Source organism: Thioalkalivibrio sp. ALE21 (assembly GCF_003208255.1).
Lineage (GTDB): Bacteria > Pseudomonadota > Gammaproteobacteria > Ectothiorhodospirales > Ectothiorhodospiraceae > Thioalkalivibrio > Thioalkalivibrio halophilus.
In genome coordinates, this window is record NZ_QKMA01000008.1 from 90,044 (window position 1) to 114,262 (window position 24,219).

Annotated in this window: 25 protein-coding genes; 8 read left to right on the plus strand and 17 right to left on the minus strand. The window is 68.5% G+C overall.

The window, feature by feature from the left end:
• Window positions 1-9: 9 nt before the first annotated feature.
• From glyA to D893_RS08605, 12 genes are all read right to left on the minus strand, one after another.
• Window positions 10-1,269, minus strand: coding sequence for a serine hydroxymethyltransferase (gene glyA / locus D893_RS08550; RefSeq protein WP_018946305.1), 1,260 nt, complete (start codon window positions 1,267-1,269; stop codon window positions 10-12).
• Between the two features lie 185 nt (window positions 1,270-1,454).
• Window positions 1,455-2,093 (minus strand): RDD family protein, encoded by a 639-nt coding sequence (locus D893_RS08555; RefSeq protein ID WP_110619556.1) that lies wholly within the window; start codon window positions 2,091-2,093, stop codon window positions 1,455-1,457.
• A gap of 17 nt (window positions 2,094-2,110) precedes the next feature.
• Complete coding sequence (locus D893_RS08560) at window positions 2,111-2,740, minus strand: MarC family protein (RefSeq protein WP_019569051.1); 630 nt, start codon at window positions 2,738-2,740, stop codon at window positions 2,111-2,113.
• Window positions 2,741-2,773: 33 nt separating this feature from the next.
• A complete protein-coding gene (locus D893_RS08565; RefSeq protein WP_024329870.1) occupies window positions 2,774-3,112 on the minus strand; it encodes a hypothetical protein in 339 nt (112 codons plus the stop codon).
• 11 nt (window positions 3,113-3,123) lie between these two features.
• Window positions 3,124-4,023, minus strand: coding sequence for an STAS domain-containing protein (locus D893_RS08570; RefSeq protein WP_024329869.1), 900 nt, complete (start codon window positions 4,021-4,023; stop codon window positions 3,124-3,126).
• A 40-nt stretch (window positions 4,024-4,063) separates the two neighbouring features.
• Window positions 4,064-5,107, minus strand: a complete 1,044-nt coding sequence (locus D893_RS08575; RefSeq protein ID WP_077243699.1) for a SpoIIE family protein phosphatase — start codon at window positions 5,105-5,107, stop codon at window positions 4,064-4,066.
• Window positions 5,104-6,084, minus strand: a complete 981-nt coding sequence (locus D893_RS08580; protein ID WP_110619557.1) for a GGDEF domain-containing protein — start codon at window positions 6,082-6,084, stop codon at window positions 5,104-5,106. Before D893_RS08580 ends, D893_RS08575 begins: the two co-directional genes overlap by 4 nt.
• Before the next feature lie 95 nt (window positions 6,085-6,179).
• Entirely contained in the window at window positions 6,180-6,659 is a 480-nt protein-coding gene (locus D893_RS08585; RefSeq protein ID WP_018946312.1) for a nucleoside deaminase, read from the minus strand.
• A 4-nt stretch (window positions 6,660-6,663) separates the two neighbouring features.
• A complete protein-coding gene (locus tag D893_RS08590) occupies window positions 6,664-7,374 on the minus strand; it encodes a DsbC family protein (protein ID WP_024329866.1) in 711 nt (236 codons plus the stop codon).
• Window positions 7,375-7,437: 63 nt separating this feature from the next.
• Window positions 7,438-8,364, minus strand: a complete 927-nt coding sequence (xerD, locus tag D893_RS08595) for a site-specific tyrosine recombinase XerD (RefSeq protein ID WP_018946314.1) — start codon at window positions 8,362-8,364, stop codon at window positions 7,438-7,440.
• Window positions 8,365-8,457: 93 nt separating this feature from the next.
• A complete protein-coding gene (locus tag D893_RS08600; protein WP_244263435.1) occupies window positions 8,458-9,405 on the minus strand; it encodes a slipin family protein in 948 nt (315 codons plus the stop codon).
• A gap of 137 nt (window positions 9,406-9,542) precedes the next feature.
• Window positions 9,543-11,054 (minus strand): nodulation protein NfeD, encoded by a 1,512-nt coding sequence (locus tag D893_RS08605; RefSeq protein ID WP_110619558.1) that lies wholly within the window; start codon window positions 11,052-11,054, stop codon window positions 9,543-9,545.
• Window positions 11,055-11,132: 78 nt separating this feature from the next.
• Here D893_RS08605 and mobA point away from each other — a divergent pair, with 78 nt between their 5' ends.
• The 3 genes from mobA (at window position 11,133) to glp (ending at window position 13,665) form a co-directional block, all read left to right on the plus strand.
• On the plus strand, window positions 11,133-11,741 hold the full coding sequence (gene mobA, locus D893_RS08610) for a molybdenum cofactor guanylyltransferase MobA (protein WP_110619559.1): 609 nt from the start codon (window positions 11,133-11,135) through the stop codon (window positions 11,739-11,741).
• A 111-nt stretch (window positions 11,742-11,852) separates the two neighbouring features.
• The gene (gene mobB / locus D893_RS08615) at window positions 11,853-12,401 is read left to right on the plus strand and encodes a molybdopterin-guanine dinucleotide biosynthesis protein B (RefSeq protein ID WP_110619560.1); all 549 of its coding nucleotides are present in this window, start codon (window positions 11,853-11,855) and stop codon (window positions 12,399-12,401) included.
• A 22-nt stretch (window positions 12,402-12,423) separates the two neighbouring features.
• Window positions 12,424-13,665 (plus strand): gephyrin-like molybdotransferase Glp, encoded by a 1,242-nt coding sequence (gene glp / locus D893_RS08620; protein WP_110619561.1) that lies wholly within the window; start codon window positions 12,424-12,426, stop codon window positions 13,663-13,665.
• 19 nt (window positions 13,666-13,684) lie between these two features.
• On the opposite strand, the gene D893_RS08625 is transcribed toward glp, so the two are convergent.
• Entirely contained in the window at window positions 13,685-14,062 is a 378-nt protein-coding gene (locus D893_RS08625) for a PilZ domain-containing protein (protein ID WP_024329859.1), read from the minus strand.
• A 45-nt stretch (window positions 14,063-14,107) separates the two neighbouring features.
• On the opposite strand from D893_RS08625, the gene D893_RS08630 reads away from it, so the two are divergent.
• Window positions 14,108-14,665: an RDD family protein gene (locus tag D893_RS08630; protein ID WP_024329858.1), complete on the plus strand. Its 558-nt coding sequence runs from the start codon at window positions 14,108-14,110 to the stop codon at window positions 14,663-14,665.
• A gap of 55 nt (window positions 14,666-14,720) precedes the next feature.
• Here D893_RS08630 and D893_RS08635 read toward each other — a convergent pair whose 3' ends face one another.
• The 3 genes from D893_RS08635 to lptF are packed head-to-tail and all read right to left on the minus strand — an operon-like array spanning window position 14,721 to window position 17,611.
• Window positions 14,721-15,401 (minus strand): GDSL-type esterase/lipase family protein, encoded by a 681-nt coding sequence (locus tag D893_RS08635; protein ID WP_110619562.1) that lies wholly within the window; start codon window positions 15,399-15,401, stop codon window positions 14,721-14,723.
• Window positions 15,402-15,437: 36 nt separating this feature from the next.
• A complete protein-coding gene (gene lptG / locus D893_RS08640; protein WP_077243694.1) occupies window positions 15,438-16,502 on the minus strand; it encodes an LPS export ABC transporter permease LptG in 1,065 nt (354 codons plus the stop codon).
• On the minus strand, window positions 16,499-17,611 hold the full coding sequence (lptF, locus tag D893_RS08645) for an LPS export ABC transporter permease LptF (RefSeq protein ID WP_110619563.1): 1,113 nt from the start codon (window positions 17,609-17,611) through the stop codon (window positions 16,499-16,501). Before lptF ends, lptG begins: the two co-directional genes overlap by 4 nt.
• Window positions 17,612-17,708: 97 nt before the next feature.
• Between lptF and D893_RS08650 the strand changes: the two genes are divergently transcribed.
• The 3 genes from D893_RS08650 (at window position 17,709) to D893_RS08660 (ending at window position 20,105) form a co-directional block, all read left to right on the plus strand.
• Window positions 17,709-19,187 (plus strand): leucyl aminopeptidase, encoded by a 1,479-nt coding sequence (locus tag D893_RS08650; RefSeq protein WP_110619564.1) that lies wholly within the window; start codon window positions 17,709-17,711, stop codon window positions 19,185-19,187.
• Between the two features lie 13 nt (window positions 19,188-19,200).
• The gene (locus D893_RS08655; RefSeq protein WP_018946326.1) at window positions 19,201-19,620 is read left to right on the plus strand and encodes a DNA polymerase III subunit chi; all 420 of its coding nucleotides are present in this window, start codon (window positions 19,201-19,203) and stop codon (window positions 19,618-19,620) included.
• A 182-nt stretch (window positions 19,621-19,802) separates the two neighbouring features.
• Complete coding sequence (locus D893_RS08660) at window positions 19,803-20,105, plus strand: high-potential iron-sulfur protein (RefSeq protein ID WP_110619565.1); 303 nt, start codon at window positions 19,803-19,805, stop codon at window positions 20,103-20,105.
• A gap of 105 nt (window positions 20,106-20,210) precedes the next feature.
• Here D893_RS08660 and D893_RS08665 read toward each other — a convergent pair whose 3' ends face one another.
• Window positions 20,211-20,813: an outer membrane beta-barrel protein gene (locus D893_RS08665; RefSeq protein WP_110619566.1), complete on the minus strand. Its 603-nt coding sequence runs from the start codon at window positions 20,811-20,813 to the stop codon at window positions 20,211-20,213.
• A gap of 200 nt (window positions 20,814-21,013) precedes the next feature.
• Here D893_RS08665 and D893_RS08670 point away from each other — a divergent pair, with 200 nt between their 5' ends.
• The gene (locus D893_RS08670; RefSeq protein ID WP_110619567.1) at window positions 21,014-23,791 is read left to right on the plus strand and encodes a valine--tRNA ligase; all 2,778 of its coding nucleotides are present in this window, start codon (window positions 21,014-21,016) and stop codon (window positions 23,789-23,791) included.
• The last annotated feature ends 428 nt before the right edge of the window (window positions 23,792-24,219 follow it).

Consider the following 24,219-nt stretch of genomic DNA (forward strand, 5'->3'; position numbering starts at 1 on the left):
CGCCCCGGTTTATTCGCCGGCGCTGTACACCGGGAACCGGCGACAGATATCCAGGACTTTCCCGCGGACGTCGTCGATCACCTGCTCGTTGTCCATGTTGTCCAGCACGTCGGCGATCCAGCCGGCCAGTTCGCGGGACTCGGACTCGGTGAAGCCGCGGGTGGTCAGGGCGGCGGTGCCGATGCGGATGCCGGAGGTCACGAACGGCGACTGCGGGTCGTTCGGCACCGCGTTCTTGTTGACCGTGATGTTGGCGCGGCCGAGCGCGGCGTCCGCGTCCTTGCCGGTCATGCCCTTGGACACCAGGCTCAGCAGGAACAGGTGGTTGTCGGTGCCGCCGGAGACGATGTCGAAACCGCGCTCGACCAGCACTTCGGCCATCGCGCGGGCGTTGGCGATCACCTGCTTCTGGTAGGTCTTGAATTCCGGCTCCAGGGCCTCCTTGAACGCCACCGCCTTGCCGGCGATCACGTGCATCAGCGGGCCGCCCTGGGTGCCCGGGAAGATCAGCGACTGGAACTTCTTGTTCAGTTCCGGCTGGCCCTTGGAGAGGATGAAGCCGCCGCGCGGACCGCGCAGGGACTTGTGCGTGGTGGAGGTAACCACGTGGGCATGGTCGATCGGGTTCGGGTACTCGCCGGCGGCGATCAGGCCGGAGACGTGGGCCATGTCGACCATCAGGTAGGCACCGACGGAATCGGCAATCTCGCGGAAGCGCTTCCAGTCCACCACCCGCGAGTAGGCGGAGAAACCGGCGACGATCATCTTCGGCTGGTGCTCGGTGGCCAGACGCTGGACCTCGTCGTAGTCGATCAGGCCCTCGTCGGTGATGCCGTACTGCACGGCGTTGTAGATCTTGCCGGAGAAGTTCGGCTTGGCGCCGTGGGTCAGGTGGCCACCGGCGTCGAGGCTCATGCCCAGCACGGTGTCATGCGGCTGCAGCAGGGCCATGTACACCGCCGCGTTGGCCTGCGAGCCGGAATGCGGCTGCACGTTGGCGTAATCGGCGCCGTAGAGCTGCTTGAGGCGGTCGATGGCCAGCTGTTCGACCACGTCGACGTGCTCGCAGCCGCCGTAGTAGCGCTTGCCCGGGTAGCCCTCGGCGTACTTGTTGGTCAGCACCGAACCCTGCGCTTCCATCACGCGCGGGCTGGTGTAGTTCTCCGAGGCGATCAGCTCGATGTGCTCTTCCTGGCGCTGCGCCTCCTTGCGGATCGCGCTCCAGAGTTCGTCATCGTAGCCGTTGATGCTCATGTCGATCGAAAACATTCGGTGACTCCCGTTGGGTTCTAGGCAATTCGGGCGCGCAGCGGCCCGCCACAAGGCGCCCAACCGGCCGCGGACGGCGGCCGGAAGGTCGAGACCGGGCGGGGTACGGCGCCGGAAAGGTCCAATACCATACTGGATTCGGCCGGGATTTTCAGGACCGCCCGCCGAACGCCCGGCTGAACGGACTATTCATCCAGCCACTCGCGACGCACTACCCAGGTCTCGGCGATGAAGTCGTGCAGGGCGCGGCGCTGCCGGGTGAAGGCCACCATCAGGTAGCCGATCATGAACAGCAGACCGGACAGGAATTCGGCGAAATGGCGGCCGGTCGCGCGGGCGAAGCTGATGCGCTCGCCATGCCAGTCGACCACCCGCAGCCCCACCACCATCTTGCCGATGGTCGCGCGGTACTGCGAGCTGTGCATGCCGGCGAAATAGAACCAGCCGACCAGGATGTTCACGAAGGTCCAGGCGGTGTCCGCATCGGTCCATTCCTCGGTGTGCATGGTTTCCGGGCTGATCATCGCCTGCACCACGGTCAGCGGGATACCCAGGATCACCCCGTCGATCAGCACCGCCAGCACGCGCCGCCAGAAGCCGCCGAATGCCGCACGATCCTGCGGCGGCCCCTCGGCGGGCACCTGTCCGGACCCGCCGGAAACGGGAGGTGGCGCTTCGCCCCGACCTGAACCCGACTCCGGATCCATGCCGGAGCCGTTCGGCTCCGACGGCTCGCGGTCGAAATCCAGCGAACGGCCACAGGCCTTGCAGAAGGCCGCGTCGTCGGGGTTCTCGGTTGCGCAGTGCGGACAGGTTCGGGTCATGCATCGCTCCTTCGATGTCAGGTCATTACACCGCTGTCGGCCAGCCCGTCAAAGATGAACTGAACCGCCAGCGCGGACAACAGTACGCCCATGATGCGCGTGAGCACGTGCGCGCCGGTGACGCCCAGCCAGTGCTGGATGCGCACCGCGACCAGCAGGCACACCAGCGCCAGGGCCATGATCGCGATCAGCGCCCCGATCACCACCGCCTGCGCGGCCAGATCGCCGCTGGCACGGCTCATCATCAGGATGGCCGCGCCCATCGCCCCGGGTCCGGCCAGCAGCGGCGTGGCCAGCGGGAACACCGAGAGGTCGGTGCGCGAGCGGGCCTCGCGGGTCTCGTCCGGGGTGGCCGAGACCCCGCCGGAGCTGCGCGCGAACACCATGTCGATGCCGATCAGGAGCAGAAGGATACCACCGGCGGTATACAGGGCCGGCAACGAGATCCCCAGCACCCCCAGCGCGGCCTCGCCGAACAGCGCGAACGGCAGCAGGATGGCGGTCGCCAGCAGCGCGCCGCGCCAGGCCATCGCGCGGCGCTGCGCCGGATCCATGCCGCGGGTCAGCACCGCGAACACCACCGCCACGTCCACCGGGCCGACGGTCACGAAGAAGGTGGTCAGGGCAACAATGCCCAGTTCCAGCATGCGGCGTTCTCCCGGTCGCGGGGATGGCGGATGTCAGCGCGCGCGCTCCACGTCGCGCGCACAGGCAAAGGGCGGCACCTCATCCAGGCGCGCCGCCAGCGCATAAGCCACCGAAGGTGCCATGTTCGCGACCACCATCTCCACCCCGATGACCCGGCAAAGTCCGTGCACCGCCTTCAGCCAGTCGTAGTAGAGGGCATCGACCACCGGCACGCTGTCGAGGTCGTAAATCAGTCGTCGGGCCCGCGCCGCCTGAAGATAATCCCCCAGCGCGACCAGATAGCGGTCCGGCTCGCCGGGATCCAGGCCCTCGCCCGGCTCCAGCAGCACCGCGTCCGCCCCGATCCGGGTGAGATGCATGCCCCGGACCATCGGCGCGCCCGTCAGGCCGGGGTCCGGGCGTCGGCCATCCGCACGCCCAGCCAGTGGAAGGCCTCCTTCAGCCCTTCGGCCAGGGTCGCGCGGGTCGTCACGTCGCCCAGATCAATGTTGAGGCTGGTGAGCGCCCGGGCGATCTCCGGCCGGATACCGGTCAGCACCGGACGCGCGCCCATCAGGCCGATCGCACGGATCATCTGCACCAGGTGGTGCGATACCTGGGAGTCGATCGCCATGACCCCGGTGACATCCATCAGCACCACGCGGGCCCGGTCCTGCTCGATGCGCCCGAGCAGCTTTTCCATCACCACCATGGTGCGCGACGAATCCAGGGTACCGATGATCGGCAGCGTCAGGACGCCGTCCCAGATCTCGGTGATGGGCGTGGAGATCTCGCGCAGTTCGGCCTGCTGCGCCTCGATGGTGCTTTCCTTCTGCTCCAGATACACCCGATACACGTCCAGGATGATGTCGTTGAACACCCCGGCCAGCAGGAGCAGGGTCTCGCGGGTCTGTTCGGGCGTGATCTCCGCGTCGCGCCCCAGATCCTCGATCATCACGTTCTGCATGAACTGCAGATAACGCACGAACTCCTCCATGTCGCCGCCCCGCATCAGGATCTGCTGCGACATGGTGGTGAAGAACTGCTGCAGCGCACGGAACTCCTCGCTGGAGCGGTCCGACCGCCCCTCGTGCTGCAGCAGCATCACGAACAGCTCCATGAACTCCACGGAGTAGTCGCTGATCTCCTCGCGCGACAGGATGTTCCCCTGCACGAAGATGTTGTGACCACGCTCCTCGATCACCCCGGAAATCCGGCCGACGTTGACCATCAGCTGCTCGACCAGGATCTCGTTGGCACTGCGGGTCTCGCCGTCCTCCCGATTCATGTTGCCCCCTGTCATGATTCCTCCTCGTTTTTTGTTGTGTTTCCCCGGCCTGCCGTCAAAGGCGGATGACCAGCAGCGACTTGTCATCGTTGCTGCGCCCCAGCACCTGGCCCAGCACCAGCGCCAGCAGCTGCGGATGCCGGCGCCACAGACCGGGAAAGCTGGCCAGGCTCCAGTTGCGCCGGATACCGTCCGAGGCCGTGAGCACCAGCGCATGCGGGGGGAGGTCCAGCCGGATCTCCTCGCAACTGCGATGATCATGCCCGAGAATGCCCGGCGCCATCTCCAGGCCACGCCGCTCCCCTTCACGCACGACCCAGGCGTTCATGTCCCCAACGCCACACACCCGGGCGCCGCGTTCCGCCACCATAGCCTCGCCGGCAATCCCCACCGCCCCGCGCGAGCCGCTCAGATCACGGCTCAGCCGGTGCAGCACTTCCGCGGGCGAGTCACCCGGCTCGCCCGGTCGACAGCGTCCCGCCACCGCGGTTGCGGCCTCCACTCCGTGGCCCAGGCCGTCCATATGGACCCAGCGCAGACCGTGCCGGTCCACCGCGAGGTCCGCGCAATCTCCGTTGTGCGGCGCGTCGTGCAATGCCCGCAGGTAACGGCCGAAGGCCGGACCGGGCTCGTCCTGTCCGTTGTCCCCGGGGCGAAAACGGGCCCATGCCGCGGTCCCCTGCCACGGTGTACCGGCGGCCTGCGTCGCGGGAACACTGTAGAAATCGGAATCGTCGGCCAGGCGCCGCACGGTGCCCAGCCCCTTGCCCAGGGTCCCCGAGGTGGTATGACCGTCGGCCAGGGCCTGGTTCAGGTCCGCGATCCCCGGACCGAAATCCATCGCGAACAGGTCGAGCGCGGGCTCCGGCGAGCGCTGCTCCCAGATCTGCACCAGTCCGGTCCCGCGCGCGTATTTCATCTGGTTGGTCACGAGCTCCTGGCAGACCAGCAGCATGCGCTCGCGCTTGATCTCGCCGAAACCCAGGCGCCGCGCCACGGTCTTCAGCCGCGACTGCAGCAGGACCTGCCCGCCGGCGCGCGCCGCCGCCTGCTCGCTCAGCAGAGCATACGGCTGACGCGCGGGCGGCACGGCGCTCACGCGCGGACTCCCGGGGCCGCGGCCGCCGGTGCGTCGGGGACCTCGAGCTCGAGTTCGGTGGCCACCTGCCCGCGGCCACGGTGCTTGGCCAGATACAGTGCCGCATCGGTGCGGGCCACCAGCTGCTCCGGAGCGTCACCGTCCGCCCGCTGCCCCACGCCGATGCTGACCCGGCCTTCCATCGCCGCGAGCACGCGCTGCGCCACGCCGGCCGCCGCGTCGCGGTCACCGAACACGATAATGGCGAACTCGTCGCCCCCGGTGCGGCAGGGGAGGTCCACGTGTTCGCGGATGGCTGCACGCATGGCGTCGGCCATGCCACGCAGGTAATCATCCCCGAACTGATGGCCGTGGGTGTCGTTCATCTGCTTGAAGAAATCCAGGTCCAGCAACACCAGACTCAGGGGCTCGTCCTGCCGGGCACAGTGCAGCAGGGACTCTTCCAGGCGGGCATCGAAGGCGCCACGGTTGAACAGACCGGTCAGGCTGTCCGTCTCGGCTTCGCGGATCGAGCGCTGGAGTTCGGCCTTCTTGCGTTCCAGATCGGCCTCGAGTTCGGCCATCTCGGCCGCCGCCCGCTCGCGGGCGCGTTCCAGTTCGGCGGCGAAGCGGGCATTGCGTCGGCGCAGGAGCTCGGGATCGGTGGACTCGGAACCCCGCCGCAGGCGGCGCGACAGGGCCTCGAGCGAGGACTCCGAGGGGTCTTCGGGGACGCGATCGAGACGTTCACGGCGCGCGTGTCCCCCCGCCTCTTCCCAGCACAGGGCGAGTTCGCGCCCGTGGGCCACCAGCGCCACCTGCAGCCCGCCCTCCACATGGGCGGCCGCCTCGCGCAGCGCGTGCAGAAGGGCATCGAAACGGGCGGTGGCCCGGAACGGGCTGCCGCCCAGGGCGACCACCGCATCCAGGGCGAAACGCGCAAGCCGGCGCCGATCGGGCTCCACACAAACCGACAATTCCAGCAGACGCTTCTCCATGCCGCCCCACTCCCTGTTCCGTGCCCGGATTGTGCCCCAGTCCGGGCGCCGCGTCATGCATGGGCGGCCGGGCCCGACCGGAACCCGCCGCACATTCAGTACAACCGGCGGTTGGCGTGACGTTCCCAGTAGTCGAAGACCGCCCGCCCCTCCTCGGCCAGGGTGCGGATCAACGGCAGACGGCGCGCCTCGGGGGCCGCCACCAGTTCGTCGCGGATCCGCTCGTCGTCAAACCCGGCCGCGGCGGCATCCGCGGCCGAGGCGGCATGCACCACCCGGTCCAGCCGCGCCCAGCACGCCGCCGCACGACACATCGGACAGGGTTCGCAGGAGACGTACAGGGTCGCGCCGTACAGGCGGTGGTCCTGCAGGTGGCGGCAGGCGTCGCGAATCGCCGCCACCTCGGCATGCGCGGTGGGATCCTGCCACGGGATCACGCGGTTCGCCCCGCGGCCGACGATCTCGCCGTCGCGCACCACCAGGGCGCCGAAGGGTCCGCCGCCGACATCCACGGACTCCCGCGCCAGGCGGATGGCCTCGCGCAGGAAGAAGGCGTCGTCGGCGGCCACGCTCATGGGATCAGTCGCCCAGCACGCGGGACAGCACCTCTTCCGGCTCGACGTAGCCGGCGAGCATCTCGCCGTTTTCGGTGAACAGGGCCGGCGTGCCGCGCACGCCCAGACTCTGCCCCAGCTGCATGTGCTCGTCCTGCGGGGTGGCGCAGTTTCCGTCCAGATCCGTCAGCTTGTCACCCTCCTTGGAACGATCCATGGCCGCCTGGCGATCATCGGCACACCAGGTGCGGTTCATGATCTCCGGCGAATCCCGACCAAGCACCGGGAACATCAGGTAGCGCACCTTGACGCCGGCTTCCAGGTATTCCGGCAGATCGGCGTGGATGTCGCGGCAGTACGGGCAGTTGGGATCGGTGAAGATGTTCAGCACGGCGCGGGTCTCGCCGTTCGGTTCATAAACCACCAGTTCGCTGTCGTCGATGGCCTCGAACAGCTCGGCACGCGCACCGCCCTTCGCCTGCTCCGTCAGATTCTCGCGGGTCTGCAGGTCGATCAGGCTGCCCTGCATCACGTAACGGCCATCCTCGCTGACGTAGAAGATCTCGGTGCCGTAGCGGACCTCCTTGATCCCGTCGAGCGGGGTGGAATGAATGGAGTCGATCTCGGCATCGGGGATGGCCTGCGACATGGCCTGCTCGATCGCCTCGCTGGCCTGAGCGGTGGTGCCGGCGGCCGCCAGGGCGACCGCGAAAGGAAGAACGCGCTTGAGCAACATGGGTGTCTCGCTGATGAATCAAAACGTGGATTGTAGGCCGGTTGCCTTCCGGGGGACAGACGGCTACCCCCGGGGATGGTGTTCCGCATGCAACGCCTGCAGCCGCGCCCGCGCGACGTGGGTGTAGATCTGCGTCGTGGACAGGCTGCTGTGCCCCAGCAGCATCTGCACCACGCGCAGGTCGGCCCCGTGGTCCAGCAGATGGGTGGCGAACGCGTGCCGCAGGGTGTGCGGCGACAGGGCCGTATCGATGCCGGCCTGCGCCGCATGCGCCTTGATCCGGTACCAGAAGGCCTGACGCGTAAGCCCCCGGCCGCGCCGGGTCACGAACACCGCCTCCACCGGCGGGTGCCCCGCCATCAGCTCGGGGCGCGCGCGGTCGAGATACGCCGCCAGCCAGTCGGTCGCCATCTCGCCCAGCGGCACCAGACGCTCGCGTCCGCCCTTTCCGGTGATGCGCACCACGCCCTGCCGGGTATTCACCGCCGTGCCTTCCAGCCCGACGAGTTCGGAGACCCGCAAACCGGCCGCGTACATCATCTCCAGCATCGCCCGGTCACGCAGTCCCACCGCCGTGGTGGTATCCGGCGCCGCCAGCAGCTCCTCCACCTGTCCCTCCGACAGCCCGGCCGGAAGGGGCCGTCCGGGCCGCGGTGGATCGATGCCGGCCGAGGGGTCGTCCTCGCGTTCACCGGCCTGCACCAGAAAACGATAGAAGCGGCGAATCGAGGACAGCGCCCGGGCCACCGAACGCGGGCGCGCCCCGCCCTGCATGCGGGCGGCGACAAAGGCCAGCAGGTCGGCATGGGTCGCGGCCTCCAGTGCCCCGTCCCGCGCCGCCAGGAAACCTGCCAGCGCGCTCAGATCGCGCCGGTAGGCCGCCAGGGTCCGGTCGGCCAGGCCTTCCACCGCCCACAGCTCGTCCAGGAATCGATCGAGGACCGCCGGGACGGATCCGGCGACCGCGGTGTCGCTCCCCTCGTGCGTCACTCCCCCGGAAGCCTCCCCGGGGACATCCCCGAAAGCACCCGCGCCTGCGGCCGTGGTCTCCGTCGTCATCCCGGTGGAACCGCGCCGGCGCGATCAGGGATTCGCGGGGTCATCCGGCGCCGGCCCCCGATTCGTCCCGCGCGCCCCGGCTTCTCCCTCGTCGCCGGTAGCCGCAGCCGACCCGCCGGCGGTGTCACCGGTCACGTCCGAGGCGCCCTTCTTCGTCCCCATGCCGGCAGCCGCGGCGGCTGCGTTGAGCGGGTTCTCGGGGTTCTCCGCACGGAACTTGGCCGCCAGGTTCTCGAACACCTTGGTCAGCTCCAGCGGCAGCGGGAAGAAGATGGTGTTGGCGTTCCCGTTGGTGGACATGTCGGCCATGGTCTGCATGTAACGCAGTTGCAGGGAAGAAGGCGCCGCCTCCATCTGTTGGGCCGCCTGTACCAGCTTCTCGGCCGCCTGCAGTTCACCCTCGGCGTGGATGACCTTGGCGCGGCGTTCGCGTTCGGCCTCGGCCTGACGGGCAATGGCGCGGATCATCGAGTCGTCCAGGTCGACATGCTTGATCTCGACATTGGTGACCTTGATGCCCCAGGCATCGGTCTGCGAATCGAGGATCTCCTGGATGTCGTTGTTCAGCTTGTCACGCTCGGACAGCATCTCGTCCAGGTCATGCTTGCCCAGCACCGAGCGCAGCGTGGTCTGCGCCAGCTGGCTGGTGGCGGCATAGTAGTCCTCCACCTGGATCACCGACTTGGCCGAGTCCACCACGCGGAAATACAACACCGCGTTCACTCGCACCGTCACGTTGTCCTGAGAGATCACGTCCTGGCTGGGCACGTCGAGGGTGATGATGCGCAGGTCGATCCGGACCATCTGCTGGATGCCCGGGATCACGATGATCAGGCCCGGGCCCTTGACCGACTGGAACCGGCCCAGGAAGAAGACCACGCCGCGCTCGTACTCGCGCAGCACCCGGATCGACATCGCGATCAGGGCGATGATGATGACCAGCGGTACGACGAGATAACCGAAATCGTTCAACATGTTGCACTCCTTTCCGCCGGAAGGCGGATTACTGCATGTGCGGACCGAATTTTCGCGGCCCGGGACCGGCTCTGCCGGCATCCATGAATCGGTGCACGGGACACCTGCGCCCCCGGCCGAATCCGGCCCGGGGCTTACGCCGTTTCCGCCGTTCCTTCCTGCTCCACTGGCTCGACCGTCAGGCGCAGGCCCTCGATGGCCGTCACGCGCACCTTCTGCCCTTCACGAACCGGCGCCGTGGTCTCGGCCGTCCACAGCTCGCTGTGCACCCACACCGGGCCCCGCACCTCGAAATCCGCACGGGCGTGACCGATCATGCCGATCATCTCCTCGTGGCCGGTCGCGGGCTTTTGCCCGCGCAGCTTGAACAGCCGCCCCAGCACCCACACCGACACCAGGCCGATCGCGATGGCCGTGCCCACCACCAGCGGCAGGGCCACATTCAGATTGGGGTCGTCCCACAGGATCACGGAACCGGTCATGAATGCCACGAGTCCTCCTATGCCCAGAGCGCCGAAGCTGGGCACGAAGGCCTCGGCGATCATGAAGATCATCCCCAGCAGCATCAGCGCCAGCCCGGCGTAGTTGATCGGCATCACCTGCAGGGCGAAAAAAGCCAGAATCAGCGAGATGGAACCGATCACACCCGGGTAGACCGCCCCGGGATTGGCCAGTTCGAAGATGATGCCGTAGATCCCGATCAGCATCAGGATGTAGGCGATGTTGGGATTGGTGATCAGCGACAACAGTTCGGTGCGCCAGTCCGGATCCATGCGCACGATCCGGATGCCTTCGGTCACCAGCTCGCGCTCGCCGGTTGTCAGCTTCACCGTATGGCCGTCGATCTGCTGGAGCAGATCGTCGAGATTGTCGGCAACGAAATCGATGACGTTCTGGTTCAGCGCGTCGGTGGCGGTCAGGTTCGACCCCTCGCGCACCGTCTCCTCGGCCCAGTCGGCGTTGCGATCATAGCGCTCTGCCAGCCCGCGGATGTACGACACCGCGTCCTCCAGCACCTTGCGCTCCATCGCATCCTCGCCGCGCCGGGGCTCGGGGTCATCCTCCAGCCGTTCCTCCCCGGCAGACGGCTCGACCCCGTTGTCGTTCCGCCCCTCTTCCGCTTCGCCGTTTCCGTTTCCGTCGCCGTTGTCTTCCTCCGCCGCGTCCTCGCGCATCTCCTCGAGGTCTTCCTCGTCCAGACCCGGAAGGCCACCCCCGCCCATCTGTACGGGAGTCGCGGAGCCCAGATTGGTGGCGGGCGTCATGGCCGCGACATGCGAGCCGTAGAGCATGTAGGTGCCGGCGCTGGCGGCCCGCGCGCCGGCCGGGTGCACGTAGGTCACCACCGGCACCCCGGACTGCAGCATGTGCTTGATGATGCTGCGCATGCTGGAATCGAGGCCACCGGGCGTGTCCAGCTGCAGCACCACCATCTCGGCACCGCGCTCCTCGGCGGCATCGATCCCGCGCGTGATGTAATCTACGGTCGCCGGACCGATGGCCCCGTCCACGGTCAGGAGCACGGCTTCGCGGTCGCCGCCGTTATCGGCGCTGGCCAGCAGCGCGCCGGCCGTGCCGACGATCAGCAGCGCCAGCCACAGGAGCCAGCGGGCCGCGGCGCCGCGTTGCTTCCGGAATCGGATCATGTATCGCTGCCGTCCTCGTATCGTGTCCGCCACGTATCCTGCACCCTACAACATAGGCCATTGCGCAAACGAACGCCCATGCCGCAGGACCCCCGCCAGACTCCGCCCGCCACCCCGGACCGCCCGCCGCTGGGGGTCATCCTCGCCGGCGGTCAGGGCCGGCGCATGGGCGGCTGCAACAAGGCCTGGATCGAATACCGGGGCCGTCCGCTGATCGAGCATGCCGTCGAGCGTCTGCAGGGACAGGTCGATGGCATCGTCGTCAGCACCAATACCGAAATGGACCGTTGCGCGCGGCTGGGGTTTCCCTGCGTCGCCGACGAACACCCCGATTACCGCGGCCCGCTGGCCGGGATTGCCGCGGCCGGGGCCGCCCGTCCCGGCCGCGACCTGCTGTGCGTCCCGGTGGATGCCCCGCGTGCCCCGTACGACCTCGGTCCCCGCCTGCAGGCGGCGCGAACCGAACACGCGGCCCCCGCCGCAATGGCCCACGACGGCCAGCGGCTGCAGCCGCTGTTCCTGCTGCTGGGCGCCGGGCTGGTCCCCGCCCTGCGCGCCGCGATCGCCGCGGGCCCCCTGCCCGCCGGCGTCTGGCTGCGCGAACACGGCGCCGTGACCGCCGCTTTCTCCGATTGCCCCGAGGTCTTCGCCAACCTCAACACCCCCGAAGATCTTGCCCCGCCGTGACCCCGGGAACTTACGCCCCCCGCAACCGGCGTGTAGATTGGCGGCCGATTCCTTACACTCCCCGACTACCGGTACCGGACCGGGCCATTGCCACCAGGGAGAGGAACCGTCATGAGCCACCCGGACAACACGCTGCCGCGCATCGGCTTTGCCGCCTGGAGCGGCTCGGGCAAGACCACGCTGCTGAAGCGGCTGATCCCGGAGCTGCGCAACCGCGGCCTGCGCCCCGCGGTGATCAAGCATGCCCACCACGAGTTCGACGTGGACAAGCCGGGCAAGGATAGCTACGAGCTGCGTCACTCGGGGGCCAACCAGACACTGGTGGCCTCGTCCCGGCGTTTCGCCCTGATGGTGGAGACGCCCGAGATCGAGGAAGGAGCGACCCCCGACCTTGACGCCCTGTGCGCGAAACTGGATCCGGCGCGTTCGGACCTGATCCTGGTGGAGGGCTTCAAGAACGCCGACCTGCCCCGCATCGAGGTCTACCGCAAGGCCAACGACAAGCCGCCGCTGTACCCCGATACGCCGGGGGTGGTCGCGGTGGCCACCGACGCCGGCGGGCTGCCCTTCCATGGCCCGGTGCTACCGCTGGACGACCCCTCGCCGATGGCGGACTTTATCATCGAACACCTTTCCCTTTACCCGTTATTGAACGGATGACAGATGACAACGGAGGAACCGGATGAACGCGGCCGCCTGTGACGAATTCGACCCCACCGCCCTCACCGTGGAACAGGCGCGCGCCGCCGTCCTGGAGGCCTGCCGGGCGGTCACCGGGACCCGCACGCGCAGTCTGGAGACGGCCACCGGACGGGTCCTTGCCGCGGACGTGCATGCACGGCTGGACGTCCCTCCGGCCCGGGTCTCGGCGATGGACGGCTACGCCCTGCGCGCCGCCGATGCCCGCGAGGCCGGCTCGCGCCTGCGCCGGGTCGGCCAGGCGGCCGCCGGGCACCCGTGGGACGGCACTCTGCCGCCGGGCTCCTGCGTGCGGATCCTCACCGGCGCGGTGGTCCCGGACGACGCGGATACCGTGGTCATGCAGGAGCACGTGACGGTGGAAGGTGACCACATACGCTGCGACCGCCCGGCCGCGGACAACGCGAACATCCGCGGCCCCGGCGAGGACACCCGCAGCGGCGAACGGCTCTACCCTGCCGGACAGGTTCTGGGCCCGGCCGAGATCGGGGTGCTCGCCAGCCAGGGCATCAGTGAGGTCGAGGTCCTGCGCAAGCCGCGCGTGGTGTTCTTCTCCACGGGCGACGAACTGGTGCCGGTGGACGAACCGCTGGAACCCGGGCAGATCCACGACAGCAACCGGCACATGCTGCGTTCCCTCTTGTCGCGCTACGCGGTCAAGGCCCGCGACTACGGCATCATTCCCGACGACGAGGACGCCGTGCGCGAGGCTCTGGAATCCGCGGGCCGCGAGGCCGATCTGATCCTGACCACGGGCGGGGTCTCGGTGGGTGATGCCGACTACATTACCCGCATCCTGCAGGAGCGCGGCGAGGTCGGCTTCTGGAAGATCGCGATGAAGCCCGGGCGTCCGCTGGCCTTCGGCCGTTTCGGCCAGGCCCGGTTTGTCGGGCTGCCGGGCAATCCGGTCTCGGCGATGGCGACCTTCGGCCTGTTCGTCGGTCCCGCCCTGCGCAGTCTGGCCGGCCTGCCGGTAGGCGAACCGCGCACCCTGCGCGCACGGCTGTGCGAGGATCTGCGCAAGCGGCCGGGGCGCACGGATTATCAGCGGGCGATCGTGGAGACCGAGGACGGCGTGGACGTGGTGCGCAGCGCCGGGGGCCAGGGCTCGCATCAGCTGAGCGCGATAAGCCGGGCGAATGCCTTCGTGGTGCTGCCGCGGGAAGCGGACGGCGCACGCGCCGGGGAGTGGGTGGAGGTGCTGCCGTTCAGCGAGCTCTACTGAGCCCGCCGCGGCGAACTGCTCAGCGGCCGGGGGCGTCCTCGCCCGGCGGGTCGCCGATCATGGCGGCGAACTCGCGCTCCAGCAGCGCCTCGTCGCCCAGGTTCAGCTCCACCAGACGCCGCAGGTGACCGGCGGACTCCAGCGGCATGGCAGCGATCTCCAGCCCCAGCCGCTCGCCCTGCTGCCAGCGCACCGTGCCTTCGAAGGCGATGCGGGCCTCGTCACTCAGCGGGATGTCCACCTGGCCGGACGTGCCCGGGGCGAGCGGTTCGAGCCCCTCGCATTCCACCAGCACACCGCGCAGCGAGATATCCAGCACCCGCACCGGACAGGTACGCCCGGCGAGCTCGAGCCGGCCCGGAAATTCGAGCGGGATACGTTGAAACCGTCGCGACATACCGCAAGACTACGCAATCTTCCGCGCAGTGACCAGCGAGATTCCATGACCGATATCCCCGCACCCGATCGCGACCCCCGCCCCGTGGGCCTGCTGCTGCGCTTCGGCGCGCTGCTCTACGACAGCCTGCTGGTACTGGCCATCTGGCTGGTGCTGGGGCTGGTGACCCTGCCCCTGTGGAACGTGCTGGAGGTGTTCTTCTGGCAGGTCCAGCTCACCCTCAACATCTTCGCCGCCTGGGCCTTTTTCTACGGTTTCTGGCGACGTACCGGACAAACCCTCGGGATGCAGACCTGGAACCTGGTGGTGCGCAGCGAGGATGGCAGCCGGATCACCTCCTGGCAGGCCACGCTGCGTTTCCTGGTGGGAATCTCCCAGTGGATGTTCATCCTGATGGCGATCCATCTGGCGCGCGAGCACGGCGACTGGATGACCGCGCTGATGACCGCGCTGGGGGTTCTCGCCCTGGGCGCCAGTGCCCTGCACCCGCAGCGCTGGATGCTGCACGACTGGCTGTCCTCCACCGTGCTGATGCGCACGCGGCCGCTCAAGCGTCCGCGCTGGAAGGAAAACCAGGACGAACAGGACTCCGGGGGCGGCTGAGGGCGGCTGATCGCCTGCACGGTCACCCGGACCCGTCACCCGGCCCGTCACCCGCTCACGGGGCTCGGCGCCCCAGCCACAGTCCGACCTCCATCAGCCCGTCGGCGATCTCCTCGGCCATGCGTGCATAGCCGTCCGCGTTCGGGTGGATGCGGTCCGCACGCAGATCCGGGTCGTTCAGCACCCCGGCCAGCACGCCCTCGATCAGCGGTACGTCCTCCTCGCGCGCCAGCTCGCGATAGATCCCGTCATCACTCAGCCGGCCGGTGGCCGCCCCCAGGGCCGAAGCCTCGGGCACGCCGATCAGCAGTGGCTGGCCCCCGTGGTCACGCACGTGTCCGATCAGTGCCCGCAGATCCTCCTTCACCTCCGCCGGCTCCCGCCCGCGCAGGAAGTCGTTGCCGCCGAGCTCGAGGATGACCAGATCCGGTTCATGTTTGACCAGGCTGTCCTCGATGCGCCCGCGTGCGGTATCCGCCCGATCGCCGGGCACCCCGTCGTTGATGACGGTCCAGCCGGTGATCGCCTCCAGACGCGTCGGAAAGTCCTTGCCATCGCCGGCCCCGGTCCCGTGGGTCACGCTGTTCCCGAAAACCAGCACGGTCGCCGAACGCGGCAGCGGATCCAGATCGGTGGGCCCCGGGCTGCCGCAGGCGGCCAGCAGTCCGGCTACCAGCAGCAGCCACAGGAGTTGCCCCGCGCGCCCGGTCCGGGACGGTCTTCCGCCTGCTCTCATTGCGTCGTTCTCCTGTCGTCGATGATCCGCGTCACATCATGCCACCCGCCGCAGCCCCAGCAGCCCCGCCACCAGGAACAGCAGTACCGGCGCGCTGGCCGCCAGCACCGGCGGCAGCGCGAACACCAGTCCCACGTGCGTCATCGCCCGCATCACGATCGCGAACGACACCCCGATCGCGATGCCCACGAACAGGCGGCGCCCGGCCCCGCCCTCGCGCTGCGACCCGAACAGGAACGGGATCGCCAGCAGCAGCATCACCCAGGTCGAGGCCGGCAGGGTCAGACGCTGCCAGAAGGCCACCTCGTAGGGCGCCGAGTCCAGGCGGTTCTCCTGCAGGTACTGGATGTAACGATGAAGGTCGCGCGCCCCCATCTGCGCGGGCTCCACCACCAGCACCGAGAAGTACTCCGGGGCGATCAGGCGCTCCACGCGCTCCTCATCGGCATGTTCCGTCACCACCCCGTCGAAATCCGGGCGCGAGCGTTCCACGTCCTCCAGCCACCACTCGCCGTCCGTGTAACGCGCGCCCGCGGCCCGGGTGATCACCCGCGGCCGTCGGTCCTCGCCCAGTTCCACCACGCGCACGCCGGCCAGCCGGTCTTCCGGCAGCACGGCCTCGGCATGCACGATGCGCCGCCCGTCGCGCGCCCACAGGCCCATCGAGCCGACGCTCAGTTCGCGGTCGAAGGCGGTCGCCTTGAGGTTCTGCGCGCGGTTCTCCGCCACCGGCGCGACGAACTCGCCGATCGCGACCATCGCCAGCACCACGATCAGCCCGCCCTGCATCACCCAGGCGACGAACCGCCCGACGGTCATCCCGGCGGCGCGCATGGCCGTCAGCTCGCTTCCCGCCGCGAGGTTGCCCAGCAGCAGCAGACCGCCGAGCAGAGCCGCCGGCGGCATCATCTCGTACATCCGCCGCGGCAGCGTCAGGGCCACGTACATCAGCGCCTGCGCCACCCCGTAATCGCCACGCCCCACGTCGCGCAGCTCGTCGATGAGCGCGAACACCGCGTCCAGCGCAACCAGCAGCAGCGCCGCCAGCGCGGTCCCCAGCAGCACCTGGCGGATGATGTAGCGCCCCAGGATCGTGGTCATGCCGGCTCTCCCGCCGGCGGACCCGCGCCCCGGCGCGGCCGGCGCAGCAGGCCCTTGCGCCAGGCCAGCAGCAACCACAGCGCGAGCATCGCGCCGTGCGCCCACCACAGTCCCACGGCCACGGGCACCTGGCCGTCCGCCAGCTGCCCCTGCCCCAGGATCAGGAAGTTGGCGTACAGCACGTACACCCCGATCGCCGCGGGAATGCGCGCATAGCGCCCGCTGCGCGGCGGCACCAGTGACAGCGGCAGGGCGATCAGGGTCAGGACCACGATCGACAGCGGCATGGCGAAGCGCCACTCCAGCTCGGCGCGTACCTCGTGATCGTCCCGCTCGACCCACAGTTCCGGCGTGGAGAGCGCCTCCAGGCTGCGCCGCTCGGCGCCCGGGTCGGGCTCGGTGATCTGCGTGCGCAGGCGCTCGAATTCGAGCATGCGGAAGGCCCCGCTGCCCGGGGTGCCGACATAGCGGTAGCCGTCCTCCAGCACCAGGAAGCCACTGCCCTCGGCACCGGGATCGGGGATCGCACGCGCGGCCACCGTGACCTGCGCCTCGCCGTCCACTTCGCGGTAGATGAAGACCTCCTCCAGCGCCTCGCGGTCATCGCTCAGGCGTTCGGCGAAGAACACCTGATCGCCGACGCGCGACTCCAGGAACTGCCCCGGCGCGATCCCCACCAGATCCGAGCGCTGGTCGGCGAGATCGCGCATGCGGTCCACCTCGCCCTCGGTCCAGGGCACCACGGTGTTCATCAGTGCCGCCAGCAGGATGGCCGCCGGCCCGGCGACCAGGAACAGGGCACGATACAGCGCCGCAAACGACATCCCGCCCGACTGCAGCGCGATCAGTTCGCTGTCGCGCTGCATGCGGCCCAGCACCAGCATGAACCCCAGAAACAGCGCCACCGGCCACAGGTAGACGATGCCCTTGAACGCGCCGAAGCCCACCAGTGCCGGCAGGAAATCCGCCGGCACGCTGCCCTCGGCCACGTCCTGCAGCACCCGCGCGAGCACCCCGCCGACGATCACCAGCAGCAGTACCACGGTGACCGCCGCCTGGGTCAGCAGAAGTTCGCGCGCAACGAAGCGCTCGGCCCGGCGCAGGATCATGCGCGGCCCGTATCCATGTTACCGGTGTGCATAGTGCAGTCCGGCAACGCGCTGGTAGTATCACTGGAGGTCATTCATTCCTTCCCGCGAGGCGCCCATGCAATTCTCCGTCACCACCTCCACCGTCGACAAACCCCGGGCCGGGATCCGTGTCACCGCCGTCAGCCACCGGCGCAAACCGGCCCCGGGCGCGCGGGTCCTGGATGAGGCCCGCGACGGCGATCTCGCAGCCCTGCTCAAGGCCGGCGAGATGGACGGCGACGCCAGCTCGCGCCTGCTGGTGCCCGGAACCGGGCGCAAGGGTTCCGCGCTGCTGATCGGCCTGGGTGCGAAGAAGGACTACGACGCCCGCGCCGCGCGCAAGGCCTGCCAGACCCTCGCCAGCGCGCTGGTGGAGCGCCCGGCCGACTCGGCCGTGATCGCGGTGGAGGACTTCGTCCCGCGCGGCAAGGATATCGCCTGGACCGTGCGCACCCTGATCACCGCCATCGGCGATGCCGCCTACCGCTTCTTCGAGTTCAAGGGCAAGGAAGAAACCCGGCCCGTCAAGCTCGAAAAGGTCCAGCTCGCGGTGGAACGCAACCAGGCCGATGCGGCGAAGAAGGCCTGCAGCGAGGCCGCGGCCATCGTCACCGGCATGAACCGGGCGAAGGACCTGGGCAACGCCCCGCCCAACGTCTGCTATCCCGAAACCCTCGCCGACACCGCCTGCCGGCTCGCCGAACAGTATGACCGTCTCGAGACCACCGTGCTCGACGAACACGAACTGGAGGCCCTGGGCGCCGGGGCCATCCTCGCCGTCGGCCAGGGGTCGGAGCGTCCGCCGCGCCTGATCGCGATGGAGTACCGCGGCGGCGACAAGGACGATGCCCCGGTGGTGTTCGTCGGCAAGGGCATCACCTTCGATACCGGCGGCATCTCGCTCAAGCCGGGCGCCGAGATGGACGAGATGAAATACGACATGTGCGGCGCCGCCAGCGTGTTCGGGGTCATCGAGGCGGTGTGCGAACTGGGCCTGCCGATCAACGTGGTCGGCGTGGTCACCAGCGCCGAGAACATGCCGGACGGCCGCGCCACCCGGCCCGGCGACATCATCCACACCCTGTCCGGGCAGACCGTCGAGATCCTGAATACCGACGCCGAGGGCCGCCTGGTGCTGGCCGACGCCCTGACCTGGGTGGATCGCTACAAGCCGAAGGCGGTGATCGACATCGCCACCCTCACCGGCGCCTGCATCATCGCCCTGGGCCACCAGGGTGCCGCGCTACTGGGCAACGACGACCGTCTGGTCCGGCAGCTGCAGCAGGCCGGCGAGGAAACCGGCGACCGCGGCTGGCAGCTCCCGCTGTGGCCGGAGTACCAGGAACAGCTCAAGAGCAACTTCGCCGACATGGCCAACATCGGCGGCCGCCCGGCCGGCACCATCACCGCCGGCTGTTTCCTCTCGCGCTACACCGAGGACTACACCTGGGCGCACGTCGACATCGCCGGGGTGGCCTGGAAGAGCGGCAAGGAAAAGGGCGCGACCGGCCGTCCGGTCCCGATGCTGATGCAGTACCTGCTGGATCAGGCCTGAAGGAGGCCGGCGCATGACCCGCGTCACCTTCTACCTGCTGCAGGATGCGCAGCCTGACGCGCGCCTGCAGCTGGCCTGCCGGCTGGCCGAGAAGGCCTCGCGCCAGGGTCACCGGGTGCACGTGCACACCGGGGACCCGGCCCTGACGCAGAGCCTGGACGAATGGCTGTGGACCTTCCGCGACACTGCCTTCCTGCCCCATGCCACCGAGGTGGACGCCGCCGACGTGCCGGTGACCCTGCACGATTCCCGTGCCCCGACCACCCACTGCGACGTGCTGGTCAACCTGGCCGCCGAGGTCCCCGAATACTGCGGCCGTTTCGAGCGCGTGGCCGACATCGTCGGCGGCGACGACGCCGGCCGCGCCGCCGGCCGCGCCCGCTGGCGCTACTTCCGCGACCGCGGCTATCCGCTGGAACATCACGCCCTGTGAGCCCCGTCGGCGGACGGCGTCCTTCCCTGCACCCACCCCTTGAGCTGGATCATAAATCCCTTCACTTGGGGAGGTTTTGTGACCCATTCACGTAGAAATAACGCGGAGAACCGATGCAAGGTAGCGACGGCATCCACATGAGATGCCGTCACAAGAAAACTACCAGCAAGGAGGTCGGAACCATGTCCGACAAGACCGATATCAGCCGCCGTACCTTTCTCCGCCGCGCCTCCGCGGCCGTCGCCGCCATCCCGGTTGTGAGCATGGCCGGCATGTCCGCCGCCAAGGCCAATCCCATGGCCGAGGACGGACACGCCCACAACTACGTGGCGGATGCCGCCAACGCCGATCACCCGGACTACTCCGAGGGCGAGCGCTGCGACAACTGCGCCTTCTGGGACGGCAACGGCGGATGCCATCACGCCGATTTCCAGGGCGTCAACGTCGCCGCGGGCGGCTGGTGCGACGCCTGGGTCAGCGGCTGATCCCGCAACCCGCTCACGGGGCACCGCAATGCCCCGATACAACAGGGCCCCGCACGCCACCCCGGCGCGCGGGGCCCCTTCATTCCGATCCTGCCCCGAAAGGCTTCAGAAGCGGTAGCCGATCGCGCCCTTCACCTGCCAGGAATCCGGATCCACTTCGACCCCGCCAAGCACGGTTTCGTCCCCGTGGAAGGTCTGCGAATACTCGCCGCGGAAGAACATGCGGTTCTCGAGCTGGTACTCGACACCCACGCCACCGCGGCCGCCCTCGTAGGTCTCGGAATCCGACCCGAGCCCGTCGGCGGACACCTTGGCCTTGGTGCCCTGGTAACCCAGCAGGCCGTAGACCAGCCAGTCGTCGTTGAAGACCCGGCCGAGACGCAGGTTCACGCCATAGCTGTGCTTCACATCCACGTCGTAATCCACACCGTTCCAGGTGGTCGAGTCGTCGGCCTGATCCAGCCAGAAGTCGAGCTCCACGCCGAGGTAGTAGTTGTTCTCAGTGGTACCGGTCCCGACCAGACCGCCAATGCCGACATCGGTATCCGACAGGGACGGACCGGGGTCCACGTCAAAATCGTAGTCCACCACTACCAGCTGGCCGCCGACGTATCCGCCGTGAAACGTATCCGCCTGCGCCGAGGACATCCCCGCCATCGCGAGCACGGCGCCACCAACGGCTACGGCCATCTTGCTTCGATTGAACATGCGTTTTTTCTCCTTGTTCTCTGGCTGATCGGGCTGACATGAACCGATCGCTGCCCGTTTTCGACCGGGCCGGCTATTATCTCACAAGATCCATGGTTTTCACTACGCATCCGGACGATTACGCCGCGGGGTCGCGTCACGGAGTCGGCGGCTCGTTATAATGCGCGGCTTTCCCATCCATACCCGAGCCCGGCCCGATCATGGACAAGAGCTTCGACCCCAAGAGCATCGAACAGGCCCAGTACGAACGCTGGGAGGCCGCGAACATCTTCGCGCCGCCGGAGACGGGCGAGGCCAGCTACTGCATCCTGCTGCCGCCACCGAACGTGACCGGCACGCTGCACATGGGGCATGCGTTCCAGCACACGCTGATGGACACCCTGATCCGCTACCGGCGCATGCACGGCGACCGCACCCTGTGGCAGGGCGGGACCGACCATGCCGGGATCGCCACGCAGATGGTGGTCGAGCGCCAGCTGGCGGCGCAGGAAAAGACCCGCCACGACCTCGGGCGCGAGGAGTTCGTCCGCGCGGTCTGGGACTGGAAGAACGAATCCGGCGGCACCATCACCCGCCAGATGCGCCGGCTGGGCGATTCGGTGGACTGGTCGCGCGAGCGATTCACCATGGACGACGGCCTGTCCGAGGCGGTGCTCGAAGTCTTCGTGCGCTTGTTTGACGAAGGCCTGATCTACCGCGGCAAGCGCCTGGTCAACTGGGACCCGGTGCTGCACACCGCGCTGTCCGACCTGGAGGTTCTGTCGGAAGAGGAAAACGGTCACCTGTGGCACTTCCGTTATCCTCTGGCCGACGGCTCCGGGCACCTGACCGTGGCCACCACGCGCCCCGAAACCATGCTGGGCGATACCGCCGTCGCGGTGCACCCGGAGGACGAGCGCTACCGCGACCTGATCGGCAAGACCATACGCCTGCCGCTGGTCGGGCGCGAGATCCCGATCATCGCCGACGACTACGTCGAGTCCGAGTTCGGCTCCGGCTGCGTGAAGATCACCCCGGCGCACGACTTCAACGACTACGCGATGGGCCAGCGTCACGACCTGCCGGTGATCAACATCCTGACCATCGACGCGTGCATGAACGACAACGTGCCCGAGGCCTACCGCGGACTGGACCGCTATGAGGCCCGCAAGCGCGTGGTGGCCGATCTGGATCACCTCGGCCTGCTGGAAAAGATCGAGGACCACCGCCTGATGGTCCCGCGCGGCGACCGCTCCGGCACCGTGGTCGAGCCCTATCTGACCGACCAGTGGTACGTGAAGGCCGGCCCGCTGGCCGAACCGGCGATCAGGGCGGTGGAGGACGGCCGCATCCGCTTCGTGCCGGAGAACTGGTCGAAGACCTACTTCGAGTGGATGCGCAACATCGAGGACTGGTGCATCTCGCGCCAGATCTGGTGGGGCCACCGCATCCCCGCCTGGTACGACGGCGATGGCAACGTGTACGTCGGGCGTTCCGAGGCCGAGGTGCGCGAGAAGCACGGCCTGGGCGCCGAAGTGGCGCTGGAACAGGACGAGGACGTGCTGGACACCTGGTTCAGTTCGGCGCTGTGGCCGTTCTCCACCCTCGGCTGGCCGGAGCAGACGCAGGAGCTCAAGGATTTCTACCCGACCAGCGTGCTGGTCACCGGCTTCGACATCATCTTCTTCTGGGTCGCCCGCATGATCATGATGGGCGAGCACTTCATGGGCGACGTGCCGTTTCGCGAGGTGTACGTCACCGGCCTGATCCGCGACTCGGAAGGCCAGAAGATGTCCAAGTCCAAGGGCAACGTGATCGACCCGATCGATCTCATTGACGGCATCAGCGCCGACGACCTGGTGGCCAAGCGCACCCAGGGCCTGATGCAGCCGCAGATGGCGAAGAAGATCGAGAAGACCACACGCAAGGCCTTCCCCGACGGCTTCCCCGCCTTCGGCACCGACGCCCTGCGCTTCACCCTCGCGGCACTCGCCACCACCGGGCGCGACATCAAGTTCGATCTCGGCCGCATCGAGGGCTACCGCAACTTCTGCAACAAGCTGTGGAACGCCTCGCGCTTCGTGCTGATGAACGTCGAGGGCCAGGACTGCTCGCCTGCTGCCGACACGGCGGAACACCGCACCCTGGCCGATCGCTGGATCCTCGACCGCCTGGCCGAAACCGCCGCGACCGCCACTCAGCAGCTCGACGCCTACCGCTTCGATCTCGCCGCGCAGACGCTGTACGAGTTCACCTGGCACGACTACTGCGACTGGTACCTGGAGCTGACCAAGCCGGTGCTGAACGACGACGCCACCCCTGACGCGGTCAAGCGCGCCACGCGCCATACGCTGGTCAGCGTGCTCGAGGCCCTGCTGCGCCTGCTGCACCCGGTGATCCCGTTCATCACCGAGGCGATCTGGACCAGTGTGAAGCCGCACGCCGGCATCGGCGACGACACCGAGTTCCTGGTGCAGCGCCCCTGGCCCGCGCAGGACGGCTTCCCGCGTGATGCCACCGCCACCGCCGAGCTCGACTGGGTCAAGGATTTCATCACCGGGCTGCGCCGCATTCGCGCCGAGATGGACATCGCCCCGGGCAAGCCGCTGCCGGTGCTGGTGAAGAACTGGAGCGAGGCCGACCAGCAGCGTTACGCGCGCCACCGCGGGCTGCTGGAGTTTCTGGCGAAACCCGAGAGCGTGACCTGGCTGGACGCCACCGACGAGGCCCCGGAATCCGCGATGGCCCTGGTCGACGAGATGCAGCTGCTGATCCCGCTGGCCGGACTGATCGACAAGGACGCCGAGCTCGCCCGCCTGGACAAGGAGATCGACAAGCTCGACAAGAATCTCGAGCAAAGCGAAAAGCGCCTTGCCAACGAGAGCTTCGTCGACCGCGCCCCGGCCGAGGTGGTGCAGAAAGAACGCGACCGCGTCGCCGAGATGCAGGCCACCCGCGAGCAGCTCGCCGCGCAGCGCGAACGCATCCGGGCGATGTAACACCGGCGCAGCGCTGGCCGGGTGTCGGGACGGCGCCCGGCAACGGCTGTGGGAGCTTGCTTGCAAGCGAACACGGGCTGCTGCCCGTGCCTGACCGCTGCCGCGGGGCCTTGAGCTGGCGCTGCGGAGTCGGCGGCTTTGGCTGCCGCCGGGGGTTGCGCTCTCTCGCGAGCGCACCGCGAGGTCCTTTCTTGCTTGCCCAAGAAAGGACCCAAAGAAGGGCACCCGGAGCTCGCCCGGGAACCTTGCTCCGGGCGCCCCGCGCCGGCGGCGCCGAACTCGCGAAGCTACGCTTCGCTCAGACATCCGGCGCCTTGTTTCCGGCGCGAGGCACCCTCCGCAAGGGGCTCGCAACGGGAGGGGGTAAACCGGAGGCGCTCCGGCCATTGGTGCCCCGGTCCCGGCCCGGCTGATCGTGGGGCGCCCGA

Coding starts and splice junctions, on each gene's coding strand:
- D893_RS08625 (WP_024329859.1), bottom strand. CDS start 14,062: ATGTCGCGACGGTTTCAACGTATCCCGCTCGAATTTCCGGGCCGGCTC.
- D893_RS08665 (WP_110619566.1), bottom strand. CDS start 20,813: ATGTTCAATCGAAGCAAGATGGCCGTAGCCGTTGGTGGCGCCGTGCTC.
- D893_RS08590 (WP_024329866.1), bottom strand. CDS start 7,374: ATGTTGCTCAAGCGCGTTCTTCCTTTCGCGGTCGCCCTGGCGGCCGCC.
- D893_RS08635 (WP_110619562.1), bottom strand. CDS start 15,401: ATGAGAGCAGGCGGAAGACCGTCCCGGACCGGGCGCGCGGGGCAACTC.
- D893_RS08585 (WP_018946312.1), bottom strand. CDS start 6,659: ATGAGCGTGGCCGCCGACGACGCCTTCTTCCTGCGCGAGGCCATCCGC.
- glp (WP_110619561.1), top strand. CDS start 12,424: ATGAACGCGGCCGCCTGTGACGAATTCGACCCCACCGCCCTCACCGTG.
- D893_RS08570 (WP_024329869.1), bottom strand. CDS start 4,023: ATGACAGGGGGCAACATGAATCGGGAGGACGGCGAGACCCGCAGTGCC.
- D893_RS08660 (WP_110619565.1), top strand. CDS start 19,803: ATGTCCGACAAGACCGATATCAGCCGCCGTACCTTTCTCCGCCGCGCC.
- D893_RS08580 (WP_110619557.1), bottom strand. CDS start 6,084: ATGGAGAAGCGTCTGCTGGAATTGTCGGTTTGTGTGGAGCCCGATCGG.
- D893_RS08560 (WP_019569051.1), bottom strand. CDS start 2,740: ATGCTGGAACTGGGCATTGTTGCCCTGACCACCTTCTTCGTGACCGTC.
- D893_RS08555 (WP_110619556.1), bottom strand. CDS start 2,093: ATGACCCGAACCTGTCCGCACTGCGCAACCGAGAACCCCGACGACGCG.
- D893_RS08650 (WP_110619564.1), top strand. CDS start 17,709: ATGCAATTCTCCGTCACCACCTCCACCGTCGACAAACCCCGGGCCGGG.
- glyA (WP_018946305.1), bottom strand. CDS start 1,269: ATGTTTTCGATCGACATGAGCATCAACGGCTACGATGACGAACTCTGG.
- D893_RS08565 (WP_024329870.1), bottom strand. CDS start 3,112: ATGGTCCGGGGCATGCATCTCACCCGGATCGGGGCGGACGCGGTGCTG.
- D893_RS08670 (WP_110619567.1), top strand. CDS start 21,014: ATGGACAAGAGCTTCGACCCCAAGAGCATCGAACAGGCCCAGTACGAA.
- lptF (WP_110619563.1), bottom strand. CDS start 17,611: ATGATCCTGCGCCGGGCCGAGCGCTTCGTTGCGCGCGAACTTCTGCTG.
- D893_RS08605 (WP_110619558.1), bottom strand. CDS start 11,054: ATGATCCGATTCCGGAAGCAACGCGGCGCCGCGGCCCGCTGGCTCCTG.
- D893_RS08630 (WP_024329858.1), top strand. CDS start 14,108: ATGACCGATATCCCCGCACCCGATCGCGACCCCCGCCCCGTGGGCCTG.
- D893_RS08655 (WP_018946326.1), top strand. CDS start 19,201: ATGACCCGCGTCACCTTCTACCTGCTGCAGGATGCGCAGCCTGACGCG.
- lptG (WP_077243694.1), bottom strand. CDS start 16,502: ATGACCACGATCCTGGGGCGCTACATCATCCGCCAGGTGCTGCTGGGG.
- mobA (WP_110619559.1), top strand. CDS start 11,133: ATGCCGCAGGACCCCCGCCAGACTCCGCCCGCCACCCCGGACCGCCCG.
- mobB (WP_110619560.1), top strand. CDS start 11,853: ATGAGCCACCCGGACAACACGCTGCCGCGCATCGGCTTTGCCGCCTGG.